This is a genomic window from Pseudomonas fluvialis (genome assembly GCF_014207935.1).
Taxonomy (GTDB): domain Bacteria; phylum Pseudomonadota; class Gammaproteobacteria; order Pseudomonadales; family Pseudomonadaceae; genus Aquipseudomonas; species Aquipseudomonas fluvialis_A.
In genome coordinates, this window is the sequence record NZ_JACHLL010000002.1 from 563,987 (window position 1) to 580,321 (window position 16,335).

The 16,335-nt window shown below is 63.0% G+C and carries 17 protein-coding genes; 3 read left to right on the plus strand and 14 right to left on the minus strand.

What is annotated here, in order from left to right; all coding sequences use genetic code 11:
- Nucleotides 1–109: 109 nt before the first annotated feature.
- Nucleotides 110–1,564, plus strand: a complete 1,455-nt coding sequence (mltF, locus tag HNP49_RS07710) for a membrane-bound lytic murein transglycosylase MltF (protein WP_184682045.1) — start codon at nt 110–112, stop codon at nt 1,562–1,564.
- Nucleotides 1,565–1,575: 11 nt separating this feature from the next.
- Here the strand turns inward: mltF and HNP49_RS07715 are convergent, their stop codons facing one another.
- Together HNP49_RS07715 and HNP49_RS07720 are read right to left on the minus strand one after the other, a co-directional pair.
- Nucleotides 1,576–2,349, minus strand: a complete 774-nt coding sequence (locus HNP49_RS07715; RefSeq protein ID WP_184682047.1) for an enoyl-CoA hydratase — start codon at nt 2,347–2,349, stop codon at nt 1,576–1,578.
- Nucleotides 2,346–3,296, minus strand: coding sequence for an iron-sulfur-binding ferredoxin reductase (locus HNP49_RS07720; RefSeq protein WP_184682048.1), 951 nt, complete (start codon nt 3,294–3,296; stop codon nt 2,346–2,348). Before HNP49_RS07720 ends, HNP49_RS07715 begins: the two co-directional genes overlap by 4 nt.
- 183 nt (nt 3,297–3,479) lie before the next feature.
- Here HNP49_RS07720 and HNP49_RS07725 point away from each other — a divergent pair, with 183 nt between their 5' ends.
- Nucleotides 3,480–5,003, plus strand: a complete 1,524-nt coding sequence (locus tag HNP49_RS07725; RefSeq protein ID WP_184682050.1) for a fumarate hydratase — start codon at nt 3,480–3,482, stop codon at nt 5,001–5,003.
- Nucleotides 5,004–5,115: 112 nt separating this feature from the next.
- Here the strand turns inward: HNP49_RS07725 and rpoS are convergent, their stop codons facing one another.
- The 8 genes from rpoS to HNP49_RS07765 form a co-directional block, all read right to left on the minus strand.
- Nucleotides 5,116–6,117, minus strand: a complete 1,002-nt coding sequence (rpoS, locus tag HNP49_RS07730) for an RNA polymerase sigma factor RpoS (RefSeq protein ID WP_184682051.1) — start codon at nt 6,115–6,117, stop codon at nt 5,116–5,118.
- Between the two features lie 100 nt (nt 6,118–6,217).
- Nucleotides 6,218–7,060, minus strand: a complete 843-nt coding sequence (locus HNP49_RS07735) for a peptidoglycan DD-metalloendopeptidase family protein (protein ID WP_184682527.1) — start codon at nt 7,058–7,060, stop codon at nt 6,218–6,220.
- 77 nt (nt 7,061–7,137) lie between these two features.
- Complete coding sequence (locus HNP49_RS07740; RefSeq protein WP_184682528.1) at nt 7,138–7,773, minus strand: protein-L-isoaspartate(D-aspartate) O-methyltransferase; 636 nt, start codon at nt 7,771–7,773, stop codon at nt 7,138–7,140.
- Nucleotides 7,774–7,811: 38 nt separating this feature from the next.
- Entirely contained in the window at nt 7,812–8,561 is a 750-nt protein-coding gene (gene surE / locus HNP49_RS07745; protein ID WP_184682053.1) for a 5'/3'-nucleotidase SurE, read from the minus strand.
- Nucleotides 8,549–9,607 (minus strand): tRNA pseudouridine(13) synthase TruD, encoded by a 1,059-nt coding sequence (truD, locus tag HNP49_RS07750; RefSeq protein ID WP_184682054.1) that lies wholly within the window; start codon nt 9,605–9,607, stop codon nt 8,549–8,551. The genes surE and truD overlap by 13 nt, the downstream gene beginning before the upstream one ends.
- On the minus strand, nt 9,604–10,077 hold the full coding sequence (gene ispF, locus HNP49_RS07755) for a 2-C-methyl-D-erythritol 2,4-cyclodiphosphate synthase (RefSeq protein ID WP_184682529.1): 474 nt from the start codon (nt 10,075–10,077) through the stop codon (nt 9,604–9,606). Before ispF ends, truD begins: the two co-directional genes overlap by 4 nt.
- Before the next feature lie 58 nt (nt 10,078–10,135).
- Nucleotides 10,136–10,981 carry an S-formylglutathione hydrolase gene (gene fghA / locus HNP49_RS07760; protein WP_184682056.1) on the minus strand — a complete coding sequence of 282 codons (846 nt, stop codon included), beginning with the start codon at nt 10,979–10,981 and terminating at the stop codon, nt 10,136–10,138.
- Between the two features lie 9 nt (nt 10,982–10,990).
- On the minus strand, nt 10,991–12,103 hold the full coding sequence (locus tag HNP49_RS07765) for an S-(hydroxymethyl)glutathione dehydrogenase/class III alcohol dehydrogenase (RefSeq protein ID WP_184682057.1): 1,113 nt from the start codon (nt 12,101–12,103) through the stop codon (nt 10,991–10,993).
- Nucleotides 12,104–12,208: 105 nt separating this feature from the next.
- Between HNP49_RS07765 and HNP49_RS07770 the strand changes: the two genes are divergently transcribed.
- Nucleotides 12,209–13,102 (plus strand): LysR family transcriptional regulator, encoded by an 894-nt coding sequence (locus HNP49_RS07770; RefSeq protein ID WP_184682059.1) that lies wholly within the window; start codon nt 12,209–12,211, stop codon nt 13,100–13,102.
- A gap of 2 nt (nt 13,103–13,104) precedes the next feature.
- Here HNP49_RS07770 and ispD read toward each other — a convergent pair whose 3' ends face one another.
- The 4 genes from ispD to kdsA are packed head-to-tail and all read right to left on the minus strand — an operon-like array spanning nt 13,105 to nt 16,332.
- A complete protein-coding gene (ispD, locus tag HNP49_RS07775) occupies nt 13,105–13,815 on the minus strand; it encodes a 2-C-methyl-D-erythritol 4-phosphate cytidylyltransferase (RefSeq protein ID WP_184682061.1) in 711 nt (236 codons plus the stop codon).
- Entirely contained in the window at nt 13,812–14,093 is a 282-nt protein-coding gene (gene ftsB / locus HNP49_RS07780) for a cell division protein FtsB (RefSeq protein WP_095939465.1), read from the minus strand. The genes ispD and ftsB overlap by 4 nt, the downstream gene beginning before the upstream one ends.
- Before the next feature lie 60 nt (nt 14,094–14,153).
- A complete protein-coding gene (gene eno, locus HNP49_RS07785) occupies nt 14,154–15,443 on the minus strand; it encodes a phosphopyruvate hydratase (RefSeq protein WP_184682063.1) in 1,290 nt (429 codons plus the stop codon).
- 43 nt (nt 15,444–15,486) lie between these two features.
- A complete protein-coding gene (gene kdsA / locus HNP49_RS07790) occupies nt 15,487–16,332 on the minus strand; it encodes a 3-deoxy-8-phosphooctulonate synthase (RefSeq protein WP_184682064.1) in 846 nt (281 codons plus the stop codon).
- Nucleotides 16,333–16,335 lie beyond the last annotated feature (3 nt).

Sequence of the window (16,335 nt, forward strand, 5' to 3'; positions counted from 1 at the left end):
ACGCTTGCCGATCAGTCGGTCTGCCGCCTGTCGCCCCACCGCACGGCTAACAGAGATGACCGTGGCTGTCGAGATATGGCCCGCCGGGGCCTTTGCGTATACTGCGGCAATGTCCGCCTATCTTGCATTACGCATGCGCCATGCCTGCCGGCTGCTGGCGACCGGTCTTCTCCTGCTGCTCGCGGCCTGCAAAGAGCCCACCACCATCGAGCGCATTCAGGAGGATGGCGCGCTGCGCGTGGTCACCCGCAACAGCCCGACCACCTATTTTCAGGATCGCACTGGTGAGGCAGGCTTCGAATACGAACTGGCCCGGCGCCTGGCCGACCGTCTGGGCGTGCGCCTGCAGATGGAAACGGCCGATCACCTCGACGACCTCTATCAACGCCTGCAGCAACCCAATGGCCCGGCACTGGCTGCCGCCGGCCTGACACCCAGCGATCAGCGCCGCCAGCAGGTACAGTTTAGCGACAGCTACCTGCCGACCAACACCCAGGTGGTCTATCGAAATGGCCGCCCACGCCCGACCCAACCCAGCGAACTGGTTGGCAAGCATATCCTGGTGCTCAAGGGCAGCAGCCACGCCGAGGCACTCCGGCAACTGCAGGCCGAACTGCCGGAGCTGCGCTGGGAAGAATCCGATTCGGTCGAGGTGGTCGACCTGCTGCGCCTGCTCGACGAAGGTCAGATCGACATCACCCTGGTCGACTCCAACGAGCTGGCGATGAATCAGGTGTACTTCGCCAACGTGCGCGTCGCCTTTGACTTCGGCGAACCGCAGGGCCTGGCCTGGGCCATGCCGCTGAGCGACGACAGCAGCCTGCGCGACGAGGTCAACGCCTTCCTCAAACAGGCCGCCGAGGATGGCACCCTGGAACGGCTGCGCCAACGCTACTACGGCCATGTCGACCTGCTCAGCTATGTCGGCGCCTATACCTTCGCCCAGCACCTGCAGCAGCGCCTGAGCCGCTATGAGCAACACTTCAAGCGCAGCGCCCAGAGCCATCAGTTGGACTGGCGCCTGCTGGCCGCCATCGGCTACCAGGAATCCATGTGGGTGCCGGACGCTACCTCCAAGACCGGCGTGCGCGGCCTGATGATGCTGACTCAGGACACCGCCCAGGCCATGGGCATCGCCAACCGCCTGGACCCTCGACAGAGCATCGAGGGGGGCGCCAAGTATTTCGCCACGCTGCACGCCAACCTCACTGAGGACATGACCGAGCCTGATCGCACCTGGTTCGCCCTGGCCGCCTACAACATCGGCATCGCCCACCTGTCGGACGCGCGCAAACTGGCCAAGGCCGAAGGCCTGGACCCGAACAAGTGGCTGGATGTGAAGCAGATGCTGCCGCGACTGGCGCAGAAACAGTGGTACAGCAAGACCCGTTACGGCTATGCCCGCGGCGGCGAGACCGTGCACTTCGTGCAGAACGTGCGGCGCTACTACGACATTCTCAACTGGGTGACCCAGCCGCAACTGGAAGGCACCCGCCTGGCCGAGCGCAGCCTGCACCTGCCGGCGGTGGACAAGACCGCGCCGGCCGATGCACCGCGCCTGTAATCACGCCCGTATCAATTGAAGCGCGAGAAATCCGGCTGACGTCGCTGCATGAAGGCTGACAGTGCCTCCAGTGCCTCGGGCGAGCGCAGGCGCCGAATGAACAGATCGCCCTCTGCCTCGATCGCCTGGCGCAACTCCTCACGTCCCGGCGTGCGCATCAGGCGCTTGCTGTCTGCCACGGCAGAGGGCGCCAACTGGGTGAAGCGCTGAGCCGCAGACGCCGCCTTGGTCAGTGCCGCAGCGCCGTTTTCCAGCGCCGCCGTGGCGATCCCCCACTGCGCCGCCTGCTCACCGCTAAAGCTCTCGCCGAGTAGCAGCAGCTCGCTAGCCCGCGCCGGCCCGAGCAAACGCGGCAGGATCAGGCTGGAACCGAATTCGGGGCACAGCCCCAGATTGACGAAGGGCATTTTCAGCACGGCATTCTGGCTGACATACACCAAGTCGCAATGCAGCAGCAGCGTGGTGCCGATACCCACGGCCGGCCCTGCAACTCCGGCGATGATCGGTTTTTGCAGCTCGAACAGCGCCTGCATGAACTGGAACACCGGGCTGTCCATTCCGGAGGGCGGTGCCTGCAGAAAGTCGGCCACATCATTGCCGCTGGTAAAGCACTGTTCGCTGCCGGTGATCAGTACCGCGCGCACCGAACGCTCGGTATCCGCCTCGCGCAGGGCTTCGGCCATACGGCTGTACATGGCCCGGGTCAGGGCATTCTTCTTGTCCGCCCGGTTCATGCGCAGGGTCATCACCCCGGCATCCACTCTCACCTGCACCGAATCCATCATTCCCCCTGCTCATTGGCACTGACAAACACATCGGCGAACACCTGGGTTCGCGGCAAACCGGCCAGGTACAGAGACTTGGCAAACGCCTCCACCCTGGCCGGGTGCGCGCAGACTAAGGCGATGCTGCTCCGCTCAACAAGGCGGAATTGCGCCAAAAAGGCGGGCAGCTCGGCCGCGACGATAAACTCCAGCCGCAGCTGCGGATGCTCCACGGCCAGCGCCAACAGTTCTTGGCGCAGGTAATGCCCCTGCGCGTCATGGGCGACGTGACACAGGCATATCGGTGCCGCATGCCCCTGGCGCAACGCCTCCCGCAACACCCCATAGAGCGGCGCCAGGCCAGTACCCGAAGCCAGCAGCAGCAACGGGCGCGATTGCCACTCGGCGTCGTAGTGCAGACTGCCGCCCTGCAGAGCCCCCAGGCGCAGGGTGCTGCCCTGCTGCAACTGGCGCGCGAATTGGGAAAAGGCGCCCTGCGTGCGGCACTGCACATGAAACTCCAGCCAACGGTCCTCGTCGGGCAGGCTGGCCAGCGAATAGGGACGCAGCAGTTCGGGGCTGGCGCAAAGCTGCACATGCTGCCCGGCCTGATAGCGCAGCGCGCGCTCCGGCAACAGGCGCAGGCGCAGCACATCCGGCGTCAGCCAGTCATGCCCGACCACAGTGGCCAGCATGCCAGCACGCGCAGGATCAAAGACTTCCACCTCAGCATCACCCGCTACCCGACACTGACAGGCCAGCCGCCAACCCTCGGCATAACGCTCGGCAGGCAACGCCTGGGGCTGAGCATCCTGCAGCTCGCCGGCCACGCAACGCACCTGACAGACCAGACAGCTCCCCGCCCGGCAACTGCTCGGCACGGCAATACCGCTCACCTTGAGGGCATCCAGCAGGTTGCTGCCCAATGCCACTTCGAATTGTTGTCCCGCCACGCTCAACTGCGGCATTGCCTGACCTCACCTGCTCCGGTTTGCCGGGCACTATAAAGAATCAACGGCTCGCACACCGCTTCTGCGTCCAAGGTATGCCCTGCCAGGTCGGCGCGTTATACTGCCGCGCCCGTTTTTCCTGCGTGCCAGCCAACGACTGGCACCCTTCAAAGTTCCTGCCCAGATAAAGGAGCGCGCCCCATGACCGTGATCAAGCAGGATGACCTGATCCAGAGCGTTGCAGACGCCCTGCAGTTCATCTCCTATTACCACCCCGTCGACTTCATCCAGGCCATGCACGAAGCCTACCTGAAGGAAGAGTCGCCGGCCGCGCGCGACTCCATGGCGCAGATCCTCATCAACTCGCGCATGTGCGCCACCGGCCACCGCCCGATCTGCCAGGACACCGGCATCGTCACCGTGTTCATCAAGGTCGGCATGGACGTGCGCTGGGACGGCGCCACCATGAGCGTCGACGACATGATCAACGAAGGCGTGCGCCGCGCCTACAACCTGCCGGAAAACGTCCTGCGCGCCTCGATCCTGGCCGACCCGGCCGGTGCCCGCAAGAACACCAAGGACAACACCCCGGCGGTGATCCACTACTCCATCGTCCCTGGCGACAAGGTGGAAGTAGACGTTGCGGCCAAGGGCGGCGGCTCCGAGAACAAGTCGAAGATGGCCATGCTCAACCCGTCCGACTCGATCGTCGACTGGGTGCTGAAGACCGTACCGGAAATGGGCGCTGGCTGGTGCCCGCCGGGCATGCTCGGCATCGGTATCGGCGGCACCGCCGAGAAAGCCGCGGTGATGGCCAAGGAAGTGCTGATGGAGCACATCGACATCCACGAGCTGAAGGCCCGCGGCCCGCAGAACCGCATCGAGGAACTGCGCCTGGAGCTGTTCGACAAGGTCAACCAGCTGGGCATCGGCGCCCAGGGCCTGGGCGGCCTGACCACCGTGCTCGACGTGAAGATCATGGACTACCCGACTCACGCCGCTTCCCTGCCGGTGTGCATGATCCCCAACTGTGCCGCCACCCGTCACGCCCACTTCGTGCTCGACGGCTCCGGCCCGGCCGAACTGGAAGCGCCGGACCTGTCCGCCTACCCGGAAATCGTCTGGGAAGCCGGCCCGAGCGCGCGTCGCGTCAATCTGGACACCATCACCCCGGAAGAAGTGCAGAGCTGGAAGCCGGGCGAAACCGTACTGCTCAACGGTAAGATGCTCACCGGCCGCGACGCCGCGCACAAGCGCATGGTCGACATGCTGAACAAGGGTGAAGAGTTGCCGGTCGACCTCAAAGGCCGCTTCATCTATTACGTCGGCCCAGTCGATCCGGTCGGTGACGAAGTAGTCGGCCCAGCTGGTCCGACCACCGCTACACGGATGGACAAGTTCACTCGGCAGATCCTCGAAAGCACCGGCCTGCTGGGCATGATCGGCAAGTCCGAGCGCGGGCCGATCGCCATCGAGGCGATCAAGGACAACAAGGCCGTGTACCTGATGGCCGTCGGTGGCGCCGCCTATCTGGTCGCTCAGGCGATCAAGAAGTCCAAGGTACTGGCCTTTGCCGAGCTGGGCATGGAGGCCATCTACGAGTTCGAAGTGAAGGACATGCCAGTGACCGTGGCGGTCGACACCAAGGGCGAGTCGGTGCATATCACCGGCCCGGCCATCTGGCAGAAGAAGATCCACGACAGCCTGGCCGTCGAGATCAAGTAAACGCCATGCAAGAAAAAGCCCGGCAATCGCCGGGCTTTTTCTTGCTCGTCATCTCTGCCAGGCAGAAATGCAAAGCCCCGCCACAGCGGGGCTTTGCGTCAGCGATGCAGCGTTACTGGAACAGCGACTCACCCGACAGACCGTTGATTTCGAAGATCTCACGCAGGCGCTTGAGCGCTTCGACCTGAATCTGCCGCACGCGCTCGCGGGTCAGGCCGATTTCCTGGCCCACCTCCTCCAGCGTGCAACTCTCATGGCCACGCAGGCCAAAGCGGCGTACAACCACCTCGCGCTGTTTCTCCGACAGGTCCGACAGCCACTGATCGATGCTCTGGCTCAGGTCATCGTCCTGCAACAGCTCACAAGGGTCAGTCGGACGGTCGTCGGTCAGGGTATCCAGTAGAGTCTTGTCCGAATCCGGGCCGAGGGAAACGTCGACAGACGAAACACGTTCGTTCAGACCCAGCATACGCTTGACCTCACCGACGGGCTTCTCCAGCAGGTGGGCAATTTCTTCTGGGGACGGCTCATGGTCGAGCTTCTGCGTCAGCTCACGAGCGGCACGCAGATAGACGTTGAGTTCCTTGACCACATGAATCGGCAAACGGATGGTACGCGTCTGGTTCATGATGGCGCGTTCGATGGTCTGACGGATCCACCAGGTGGCGTAGGTGGAGAAACGGAAGCCGCGCTCGGGGTCGAACTTCTCGACCGCGCGGATCAGGCCCAGATTGCCCTCTTCGATGAGGTCCAGCAGGGTGAGGCCACGGTTGACATAGCGCCGGGCAATCTTCACCACCAGGCGCAGATTGCTCTCGATCATGCGTTTGCGCCCGGCCGGATCGCCCTTTTGCGCCAGGCGGGCAAAATGGACTTCCTCTTCAGGCGTCAGCAGGGGGGAAAAACCGATTTCGTTGAGATACAGCTGAGTCGCGTCGAGCGCGCGGGTGTAGTCGATGTACTTGTGCTGTTTGAGTGCGGCGCTGCTCTTGCCTTTGACCGCGCCAACCTCGGCGATCTCGTCGGCATCATCCAGTTCGATGTCCTGATCCAGCAGCAGAACATCATCTTCGACATCAAAATCCGGCGCTTCTTTATTTTTATTCACAGCCATGGTCTTGCCATCCCGTACTGAATCCGATTGCGAGCACACCAAAGGCTATCCACGCCCCTGTGATGCTCGACCGACCTACGCGGACGACAAGACCCAGCGATCAGCGCTTGGGCAGGTATTGCAACGGATCTACAGGTTTACCCTGACGGCGGATTTCAAAATGCAGCTTCACGCGATCAGCACCTGTCGAGCCCATTTCCGCAATGGCTTGCCCAACCTTGACCTGCTGGCCCTCCCGAACCAATAGCCTGCGGTTATGTCCGTAGGCACTCACGTAGGTATCGCTGTGCTTGATGATCACCAGCTCGCCGTAGCCCCTCAATCCACTGCCGGCGTACACCACTGACCCGCTAGACGCAGCCAAAACAGGCTGGCCCAAGTTCCCGGCTATATCAATTCCTTTATTCAAACTGCCGTTTGAGGAATAACGGCCGATCAAGGCGCCACTGGCAGGCCACACCCAACCACTGGCGGACTTCTGCAGCGGCACGTTCGCCGGCGGAGCAGTCTGGATCGCGGGTTTTGCCGGCGTATTTGTGATCACAGGCGCAACCACGGGCGCCACCGGACGAACGGGGGGCGGCATTGCGACAGGCTTGGCATTCCCGACAGGCGGAATGGTTTTTGCGACCACCGGCACTTGACCACCCGCCTGATCGAAGCGAATTACCTGGCCGGGACGGATCACATAGGGCGCACCGATCTGGTTGCGTGCCGCCAGGGCCTTCCAGTCCCAACCGAAACGGAAGGCGATCGAATACAGGGTATCGCCGCGCTGCACAATGTACTGACCGCCGGCTGCCGGCTGACGCACTGGCGCGCCGCCATGCCCATCGATGACCTGTGCCGAACCGCTCTGCTGGCTACTGCAGCCAGTCAGCACAAGAGCCAGCGCTGCCGCTGCCACCAGCCCCAAGTGGCCAAGCGGCCGCGCCTGATGCATCGCTACACTGAGTGCCAAGAGCGCTCCCCTTCCATTCATTATTTTTCTGTTTGCCTGCCAGGCCGTGACGCACGGTCTCAGAGCAACGGCCCCTGCAGCAACGGCACAAAACGCACGGCATCCAGCACGTGGCGGCTGAAGCCATCTTCTTCGCGCACAATCAGCAGCAACTCCTGCTCATCGCCTGCGCCTACCGGAATCACCAGACGACCACCGATGGCCAACTGATCGAGCAGCGCCTGCGGCACTTCAGCCGCAGCGGCGGTCACCATGATGCCGTTATAGGGCGCCAGCGCCGACCAACCTTCCCAGCCGTCTCCCCAGCGGTACACCACATTGCGCAGGTTGAGCTCAGCCAGACGCTCCTTGGCGCGATCCTGCAGTGCCTGGATACGCTCGACGGTAAATACCCGCTCGACCAGCTGAGCCAGCACGGCGGTCTGGTAGCCGCAGCCCGTGCCGATCTCCAGCACCTTGTCCAGAGGGCCCGCCGCCAGCAGCAACTCGGTCATGCGCCCAACGATATAGGGCTGGGAAATGGTCTGGTTATGGCCGATCGGCAGCGCCGTGTCTTCATAGGCGCGGTGTGCCAGCGCCTCGTCGACGAACAGATGCCGGGGCGTGCGGCGAATCACTTCCAGCACATGCGGATTGGACAGTCCTTCCTCGTACAGGCGCTCGATCAGGCGCTCGCGGGTGCGCTGCGACGTCATGCCGATGCCGTGGCGCTGCAGGTGATCGTTACCGCGCATCAGAACAGCCCCTCCAGCCCGTTGGCCAGGCCACTGAAGGCCTCGTGAAAGGTGCGATCCAGCTGCAGTGGCGTGATCGAGACATAGCCCTGCATCACCGCATGAAAATCGGTGCCAGGTCCGCCGTCCTCAGCATCCCCGGCCACCGAGATCCAGTAGCCTTCCTTGCCACGCGGATTGACCACCTTCACTGGCGCCGCGGCACGGGCACGATGGCCCAGACGGGTCAGCTGTACACCACGGATTTTATCCAGCGGCAGGTTGGGCACATTGATGTTGAGTACGGTGCGCGGCGGCAGGTCGAGCTTGTCATGCCCCTCGACCAGCTTTCGGGCGAAATAGGCCGCCGTCGGCAGGTTGTCCGGCTGGCGCGAAATCAGCGAGAAGGCAAATGCCGGCAGATCGAGAAAGCGCCCTTCCAGAGCGGCCGCCACGGTACCCGAATACAGCACATCATCACCGAGGTTGGCCCCGAGATTGATGCCCGAAACAACCATGTGCGGCAGCTCGGGCAACAGCCCATTGAGCCCCAGGTGCACACAATCGGTCGGCGTGCCGTTGAGGCTGATGAAGCCGTTGCTCAGCGTGCTCGGATGCAGCGGACGATCCAGGGTCAGCGAACTGCTGGCGCCGCTCTTGTCCTGCTCAGGCGCAATCACCACACACTCGGCGTAATCGGCCAGCGCACCGTGCAGCGCGGCGATACCCGGTGCATTCACCCCGTCATCGTTGGAAATCAGAATTCGCATGGATTGTCCGTCTGCCCCGCCGGCACCAGATCGACAAGCTCGCGCACCAGAGCGGTGGCGAAACATCCGGCCGGCAGAACGAATGCCAGTTGCAAAATATCAGGCTCGGGATAATGCCACGCCAGGCTGCCAATGGGGAGGCGCAGGATACGCCGTTCGTGCGCCATGCCCGCCCTGACCAGCCAGTCGACCAGCTCAGGCTCAGCCGCAGCAATGCGCTGTTCCAGCGCCTGCGCAGCGCCCTCCGCGTTACTGACGCCCTCGCCCCACAGCGGACCGGTCGGATGCAGGTCGAGGATCGCCAAGCGCGGATCGCTGCACTCGGCCTCGCCGGCCAGAAAGAAACTGCGGCTGTCGGTGAACGCGAGCAGATCACCTACCTGCGCACGATCCCAGCTGGATTCGGCTACCCGCGCCGCCAGCGCCTGATTGAACAGGTAGCTGCGTGCGGCAGAAAGCAGACGCGAGCGCAGACTGCGCTGCTCGGGCAGCTCGCCACGCGCGGCATACTGACGTGCCTCGAGCACATTGCCGCCGCTATGGCCAAAGCGCTGCAGGCCATAGTAGTTGGGAATGCCCTTTGCCCTGATCTGCTCCAGACGCTGTTCCAGCAAGGCCTTGTCCGCCTGCAACTGAGTCAGGCGCAGGGTAAAGCCGTTGGCCGCGTGGGCACCGCGCTGCAGTTTGCGCGAGTGACGCACGGCCTTGAGGATACCCAGCGTCGGTCCTTCGGCTGCGGACAGATCGGGATCGCTCTTGCCCGGCAGGTGCAGGCTGAACCATTGCCGGGTCAGGGCCTGGCGGTCCTTGAGTCCGGCATAGCTGATATTGCGCTGCGAAACGCCGGCGGCGCGGGCCAGACGGCGGGCCGCTTCTTCGGTGTTCAGACCGCGTTTTTCCACCCACAGCCAGAGGTGTTCACCCTGGCCGGACAGCGGGATATCCAGCACCTCGTCGACCTGAAAGTCTTCGGCCGTGGCTTTCAGTACCGCCCGCCCACAAGGCTCGCCATGGGCGCGCGGGCCCAGCAGTTCAAGCTCGTTCATGAGCGCACCAGCAGCGCGACGGCATGCACCGCAATGCCTTCCTCACGGCCTGTGAAACCCAGCTTCTCGGTGGTGGTGGCCTTGACGTTGACCTGATCCAGCTCGACCTGCAGGTCCTCGGCGATGCACGCGCGCATGATTTCGATATGCGGTGCCATCTTCGGCGCCTGCGCCACGATGGTGGCATCGACATTGCCGACGCCATAGCCCTTGGCCTGAAGCAGCCCGAGAACGTGGCGCAGCAGGACGCGGCTATCGGCGCCCTTGAAGGCGGGGTCGGTATCGGGAAAATGCTTGCCGATGTCGCCAAGCGCCGCGGCGCCGAGCAGCGCATCACAGAGCGCATGCAGCAGCACGTCGCCATCCGAATGGGCCAGCAGGCCAGACTTGTGGGGAATTTGCACGCCGCCGAGGGTAATGAACGTACCCTCGCAGAAACGGTGAACATCGTAGCCGTGGCCAATACGCATCGTGGTCATGAATCAGGCCCTTGTCAGTAAGGGCCTGATTCTAACCGCTTTACCCGTCTCAGTCGTTCAACTGCTCGGAGTGGTGACGCAGATGATCGTCGATGAAACTGGCGATGAAGTAGTAGCTGTGGTCGTAACCCGGCTGCAGGCGCAGCCGCAGCGGATGGCCGGCGGCCTGCGCGGCCTGCTGCAAGGCCTGGGGCTTGAGCTGGGTGTCAAGAAAGTCATCCCGGTCGCCCTGATCGATCAGCAGCGGCAGTCGCTCGCTAGCCGTGGCCAGCAAGGCACAGGCATCCCACTCACGCCAGCGACTACGGTCCTCGCCCAGGTAACGGGAAAACGCTTTCTCCCCCCACGGGCACTCCATCGGGTTGCTGATCGGGGCAAAGGCCGAAACCGACCGATAGCGCCCGGGATTGCGCAGCGCACACACCAGCGCCCCATGGCCACCCATGGAGTGCCCGCTGATGCCGCGACGGTCGGATACCGGGAAGTTGGCCTCGATCAATGCCGGCAGCTCATGCACCACGTAGTCGTGCATCCGGTAATGGCGAGACCAGGGTTGCTCGCTGGCATTCAGGTAGAAGCCGGCACCCAGACCGAAGTCCCAGCCGCCGTCGGGATCCCCCGCTACCTCGGCCCCGCGCGGACTAGTGTCCGGCGCGACGATCACGATTCCCAGCTCGGCGGCCAGGCGCTGGGCGCCGGCCTTCTGCATGAAGTTCTCATCGGTACAGGTCAGCCCCGACAGCCAGTAGAGCACCGGCAAGTGCCAGCCTTCCTCGGCCTGCGGCGGCAGGTAGACGGCAAACACCATGTCACACCCCAGCACGTTTGAGCGGTGCCGGTAGCGCTTGTGCCAGCCGCCAAAGCTTTTCTGGCAGGACAAATTCTCCAGGGTCATGGCCGCACCTCAGAAGTGGATGACAGTGCGGATGCTTTTACCTTCATGCATCAGATCGAAGGCCTGGTTGATCTCGTCCAGCGGCAGGTTATGGGTGATGAAAGTATCCAGCGGGATTTCGCCCTTCTGCGCCTTTTCCACATAGCCCGGCAGCTCGGTACGGCCCTTCACGCCACCGAATGCCGAACCGCGCCAGACCCGCCCGGTCACCAGCTGGAATGGCCGGGTGCTGATTTCCTGCCCGGCGCCAGCCACGCCGATGATGGTCGACTCGCCCCAACCCTTGTGGCAGCACTCCAGCGCCGCGCGCATCAGCTTGACGTTGCCTACGCACTCGAAGCTGTAATCGACGCCGCCGTCGGTCATCTCGACGATGACATCCTGAATCGGCTTGTCGAAATCATTCGGATTCACCAGATCGGTAGCACCCAACTCGGTGGCAATGGCGAACTTGGCCGGGTTGATGTCGATGGCGATGATGCGCCCGGCCTTGGCCATCTTGGCGCCGATGATGGCTGCCAGGCCGATGCCGCCCAGACCGAAGATCGCCACGGTAGAACCCTCGGTGACCTTGGCCGTATTGAGTACGGCACCAATGCCGGTAGTCACCCCGCAGCCGAGCAGGCAGACCTTTTCCAGCGGCGCCTCTTGGGGAATCTTGGCCAGGGAGATTTCCGGCAGCACGGTGTATTCGGAAAAGGTCGAGCAGCCCATGTAGTGATAAATCGGCTGACCGTTGTACGAGAAGCGCGTGGTGCCATCGGGCATCAGCCCCTTGCCCTGCGTAGCGCGCACGGCCTGACACAGGTTGGTTTTACCCGAGGTGCAGAACTTGCATTGGCGGCATTCGGCGGTATACAGCGGGATCACATGATCGCCCACCGCCAGCGAGGTCACGCCCTCGCCTACAGCCTCGACAATACCGCCCCCCTCGTGACCAAGAATGCAGGGAAACACCCCTTCGCTGTCCTCGCCGGACAGGGTGTAGGCATCGGTATGGCAGACACCGGTAGCCACGATGCGGACCAGGACTTCACCGGCCTTGGGTGGCGCCACATCGACCTCGACGATCTGCAGCGGCTGATTGGGGGCAAAGGCAACGGCGGCACGGGACTTGATCATGAGCGGCACTCCACACGGTTCAAAAGTGGCCGGAAGTGTAGATCAAGCAAATTTGATGAATAATCCAGACCTAAGCAAAACATTATTGCCATACAGGGATAATCAATGAATCGCTGGGAAGGCCTGGATGAATTCGTCGCCGTGGCCGAATGCGGCCAGTTCAGCGCCGCCGCCAAGCGCCTGGGGTTGTCCAACTCCCAGGTCAGCCGTCAGGTGGCTCAACTGGAAGAACGCCTGCAAACCCGCCTGCTCTACCGCAGCACGCGCAAGGTCAGCCTGACCGAGGCCGGACAGACCTTTCTCCATCACTGCCGGCGCCTGCAGGATGCCCGCGAGGAAGCCCTGCGCGCCGTCGGCGATCTGGCCGGCGAGCCCAAGGGACTGCTGCGCATGACGTGCGCCGTGGCTTACGGCGAGCGCTTCATCGTACCACTGGTCAACGAGTTCATGTCCCATCATGACCAGTTGCGGGTCGAGATCGAGCTGAGCAACCAGACCCTTGATCTGCTACAGAACGGCATGGACCTGGCCATCCGCCTGGGACGCCTGCAGGACTCACGCCTGGTGGCGACTCGCCTGGCGCCACGGGTCATGCATCTGTGTGCGGCTCCTGACTACCTGCAACGCTATGGCCGCCCGCACTCGCTGTCGGAACTGACGCGGCACAATTGCCTGGTCGGCAGCAGCGAGCAATGGAGTTTCGAGCAGGATGGCCGCGAACTGGCCCTGCGGGTGCAGGGCAACTGGCGCTGCAACAGCGGCGAGGCGGTACTGGATGCAGCCTTGCGGGGTTTCGGCCTGTGCCAGCTGCCGGATTACTACGTGCGTGGTCCGCTGAGCGATGGTCGACTGATCGATCTGCTACCCCAGCACCGACCACCGCATACCGCGGTCTGGGCGCTGTATCCGCAACAACGTCACCTGTCGCCCAAGGTCCGTCTGCTGGTCGATCACCTGAAAACGCGGCTATCAGAGCGTCCCGAATATACCGGCCAGTAGCCTCAGTGCTTGTCGGCCCAGCGCCGGCGTAGCCAGTCGAGGTCTTCCGGGCGAGTGACCTTGAGATTGTCGGCGCGGCCCTCGATCAAGCGCGGCGCTTGCCCTGCCCACTCCAGTGCCGAAGCCTCATCGGTGATCGCCACCCCAGCCACCAAAGCATCGGCCAACGCGCGCTGCAGCGCGCCGAGATGAAACATCTGCGGGGTATAGGCCTGCCAGATCACACTGCGATCCACCGTTTCGCGAACCCGGCCATCTGCGCCGGCGCGTTTGAGCGTGTCGCGCGCCGGCACGGCCAGCAGGCCACCCACGGCATCGTCAGCCAGTTCAGCGAGCAACAGGTCCAGATCGGAGCGAGCCAGATTGGGCCGCGCAGCATCGTGCACCAGCACCCAGTCACCAGCCGTGGCGCCCAGCTCATGCAGACGCTGCAGGCCACTGAGTACCGAGTCGGCACGCTCGGCTCCGCCGCTGGCGCGCTGGATGCGCGGATCAAGCGCACCCGGCAACTGCGGCCAGTAGGGATCATCCTCAGCCAGGCAGACCACCAGGCCCCTGAGCCCGGGATAGTCGAGAAAACAGGCGAGGGTATGTTCGAGAATGGTCTTGCCGGCCAGCACCAGATATTGCTTGGGACGGTCGGCACGCATGCGCGAACCGATACCGGCAGCCGGAATCACAACCCAGAACGATGGAAGGGTCACAGCGCTCATTCAGCCAGCTGATAGAGGGTCTCGCCCTCTTTGACCATGCCCAGTTCGTGGCGGGCGCGCTCCTCGACGGTTTCGGTACCCTGCTTGAGTTCCAGAACCTCGGCTTCAAGGATGCGATTGCGCTCCAGCAGCTGCTCATTCTCAGCCTGCTGCTCGGCAATCTGCTGTTGCAGCGCCTGCACCTGGGCAAGGCTGCCGTCACCCACCCACAGGCGATACTGCAGGCCGGCAAGGATCAGGACCAGGAGAACGAACAGCCAGTACGGGGCTTTAGGCATCGCAGCAGTAATATCCATATGAAAAGGGCAGCTTGCGCTGCCCTTTTTACCATTCCCGGCTTAGCCGCGGAACTCGGCGCGGCCCTTATAAGGAGCCTTGCCACCCAACTGCTCTTCGATACGCAGCAGCTGGTTGTACTTGGACACGCGGTCGGAACGGCACAGGGAGCCGGTCTTGATCTGACCGGCAGCGGTACCTACGGCGAGATCGGCGATAGTGCTGTCCTCGGTCTCACCGGAGCGGTGCGAGATCACGGCGGTGAAGCCGGCGGCCTTGGCCATCTGGATGGCTTCCAGAGTCTCGGTCAGCGAGCCGATCTGGTTGAACTTGATCAGGATCGAGTTGCCGATCTTCTCTTCGATGCCGCGCTTGAGGATCTTGGTGTTGGTCACGAACAGGTCGTCACCGACCAGCTGCACCTTGTCACCGATCTTGTCGGTCAGCACCTTCCAGCCAGCCCAGTCGGACTCGTCCATGCCGTCTTCGATGGAGATAATCGGGTAGCGCTGAGTCAGGCCTGCCAGGTAGTCGGCGAAGCCTTCGGCGCTGAATACCTTGCCTTCACCAGCCAGGTCGTACTGGCCATTATCGAAGAACTCGGAAGAAGCGCAGTCCAGAGCCAGGGTCACGTCGGTGCCCAGCTTGTAGCCAGCGTTGGCCACAGCTTCGGCGATGGCGGCCAGGGCGTCTTCGTTGGAGGCCAGGTTCGGCGCGAAGCCGCCTTCGTCACCTACGGAGGTGCTCAGGCCACGGGCCTTGAGCACGGCTTTCAGGTGATGGAAGATCTCGGTGCCCATGCGCAGCGCGTCGGAGAAGGTCTTGGCGCCAACCGGCTGAACCATGAACTCCTGGATATCGACGTTGTTGTCGGCGTGCTCACCGCCGTTGATGATGTTCATCATCGGTACCGGCATCGAGTAGACGCCTGGGGTGCCGTTGAGATCGGCGATGTGTGCGTACAGCGGCACGCCCTTGGCCTGCGCGGCAGCCTTGGCGGCGGCCAGGGAAACGGCGAGGATGGCGTTGGCGCCCAGCTTGCCTTTGTTCTCGGTGCCGTCCAGATCGATCATGGCCAGGTCGAGGGACTTCTGCTCGCGAGCGTCTTTGCCCAGCAGCAGGTCACGGATCGGGCCGTTGATGTTGGCCACGGCCTTCAGCACGCCCTTGCCCAGGTAACGGCTCTTGTCGCCATCACGCAGTTCCAGCGCTTCGCGCGAACCGGTGGAAGCACCGGACGGCGCACAGGCGCTGCCGATGATGCCGTTGTCGAGGATTACATCGGCTTCTACGGTGGGGTTGCCACGGGAGTCGAGAACCTCACGGCCCTTGATGTCGACGATCTTTGCCATTCTTGTTAGCTCCAACAGTTGAAATATGCGTCAGCCGAATGCGTTACGCGGTTTCGATCGGCGCAAAGCTCTTGACCAGATCATCCAGCTGCTTGAGCTGGGTGAGGAAGGGTTCCAGCTTGTCCAGGCGCAGGGCACAGGGGCCATCGCACTTGGCGTTGTCCGGATCCGGATGGGCCTCAAGGAACAGACCCGCCAAACCCTGACTGAGACCGGCCTTGGCCAGGTCTGTGACCTGGGCACGACGACCACCGGCAGAATCGGCGCGACCACCCGGCATCTGCAAGGCATGGGTCACGTCGAAGAACACCGGATACTCAAACTGCTTCATGATGCCGAAGCCGAGCATGTCCACCACCAGGTTGTTGTAACCGAAGGAGGAACCACGCTCGCAGAGGATCAGTTGATCGTTACCCGCTTCTTCGCACTTGGCCAGGATGTGCTTCATCTCCTGGGGCGCAAGGAACTGGGCCTTCTTGATGTTGATCACCGCGCCGGTCTTGGCCATGGCCACCACCAGGTCGGTCTGCCGCGAGAGGAAGGCCGGCAGCTGGATGATGTCGCAAACTTCGGCCACCGGCGCAGCCTGGTAAGGCTCATGCACATCGGTGATGACCGGCACACCGAAGGTCTTCTTCACTTCCTCGAAGATCTTCATGCCCTCTTCCAGGCCCGGGCCACGGAAGGAGGTGATCGAGGAGCGGTTGGCCTTGTCGAAACTGGCCTTGAACACGTAGGGGATGCCGAGCTTGTCGGTGACCCGTACGTATTCCTCACAAGCCCGCATGGCCAGCTCGCGCGATTCGAAGACATTGATGCCACCGAACAGCACCAGCGGCTTGTCGTTGGCAATCTCGATATTGCCGACCTTGATGATCTTCTGTGCCATGAC

Coding starts and splice junctions, on each gene's coding strand:
- ftsB (WP_095939465.1), bottom strand. CDS start 14,093: ATGCCTAAAGCCCCGTACTGGCTGTTCGTTCTCCTGGTCCTGATCCTT.
- HNP49_RS07770 (WP_184682059.1), top strand. CDS start 12,209: ATGAATCGCTGGGAAGGCCTGGATGAATTCGTCGCCGTGGCCGAATGC.
- kdsA (WP_184682064.1), bottom strand. CDS start 16,332: ATGGCACAGAAGATCATCAAGGTCGGCAATATCGAGATTGCCAACGAC.
- surE (WP_184682053.1), bottom strand. CDS start 8,561: ATGCGAATTCTGATTTCCAACGATGACGGGGTGAATGCACCGGGTATC.
- eno (WP_184682063.1), bottom strand. CDS start 15,443: ATGGCAAAGATCGTCGACATCAAGGGCCGTGAGGTTCTCGACTCCCGT.
- HNP49_RS07735 (WP_184682527.1), bottom strand. CDS start 7,060: ATGCATCAGGCGCGGCCGCTTGGCCACTTGGGGCTGGTGGCAGCGGCA.
- HNP49_RS07725 (WP_184682050.1), top strand. CDS start 3,480: ATGACCGTGATCAAGCAGGATGACCTGATCCAGAGCGTTGCAGACGCC.
- HNP49_RS07715 (WP_184682047.1), bottom strand. CDS start 2,349: ATGATGGATTCGGTGCAGGTGAGAGTGGATGCCGGGGTGATGACCCTG.
- truD (WP_184682054.1), bottom strand. CDS start 9,607: ATGAACGAGCTTGAACTGCTGGGCCCGCGCGCCCATGGCGAGCCTTGT.
- HNP49_RS07720 (WP_184682048.1), bottom strand. CDS start 3,296: ATGCCGCAGTTGAGCGTGGCGGGACAACAATTCGAAGTGGCATTGGGC.
- ispF (WP_184682529.1), bottom strand. CDS start 10,077: ATGCGTATTGGCCACGGCTACGATGTTCACCGTTTCTGCGAGGGTACG.
- fghA (WP_184682056.1), bottom strand. CDS start 10,981: ATGACCCTGGAGAATTTGTCCTGCCAGAAAAGCTTTGGCGGCTGGCAC.
- rpoS (WP_184682051.1), bottom strand. CDS start 6,117: ATGGCTGTGAATAAAAATAAAGAAGCGCCGGATTTTGATGTCGAAGAT.
- HNP49_RS07740 (WP_184682528.1), bottom strand. CDS start 7,773: ATGACGTCGCAGCGCACCCGCGAGCGCCTGATCGAGCGCCTGTACGAG.
- mltF (WP_184682045.1), top strand. CDS start 110: ATGTCCGCCTATCTTGCATTACGCATGCGCCATGCCTGCCGGCTGCTG.
- HNP49_RS07765 (WP_184682057.1), bottom strand. CDS start 12,103: ATGATCAAGTCCCGTGCCGCCGTTGCCTTTGCCCCCAATCAGCCGCTG.
- ispD (WP_184682061.1), bottom strand. CDS start 13,815: ATGAGCGCTGTGACCCTTCCATCGTTCTGGGTTGTGATTCCGGCTGCC.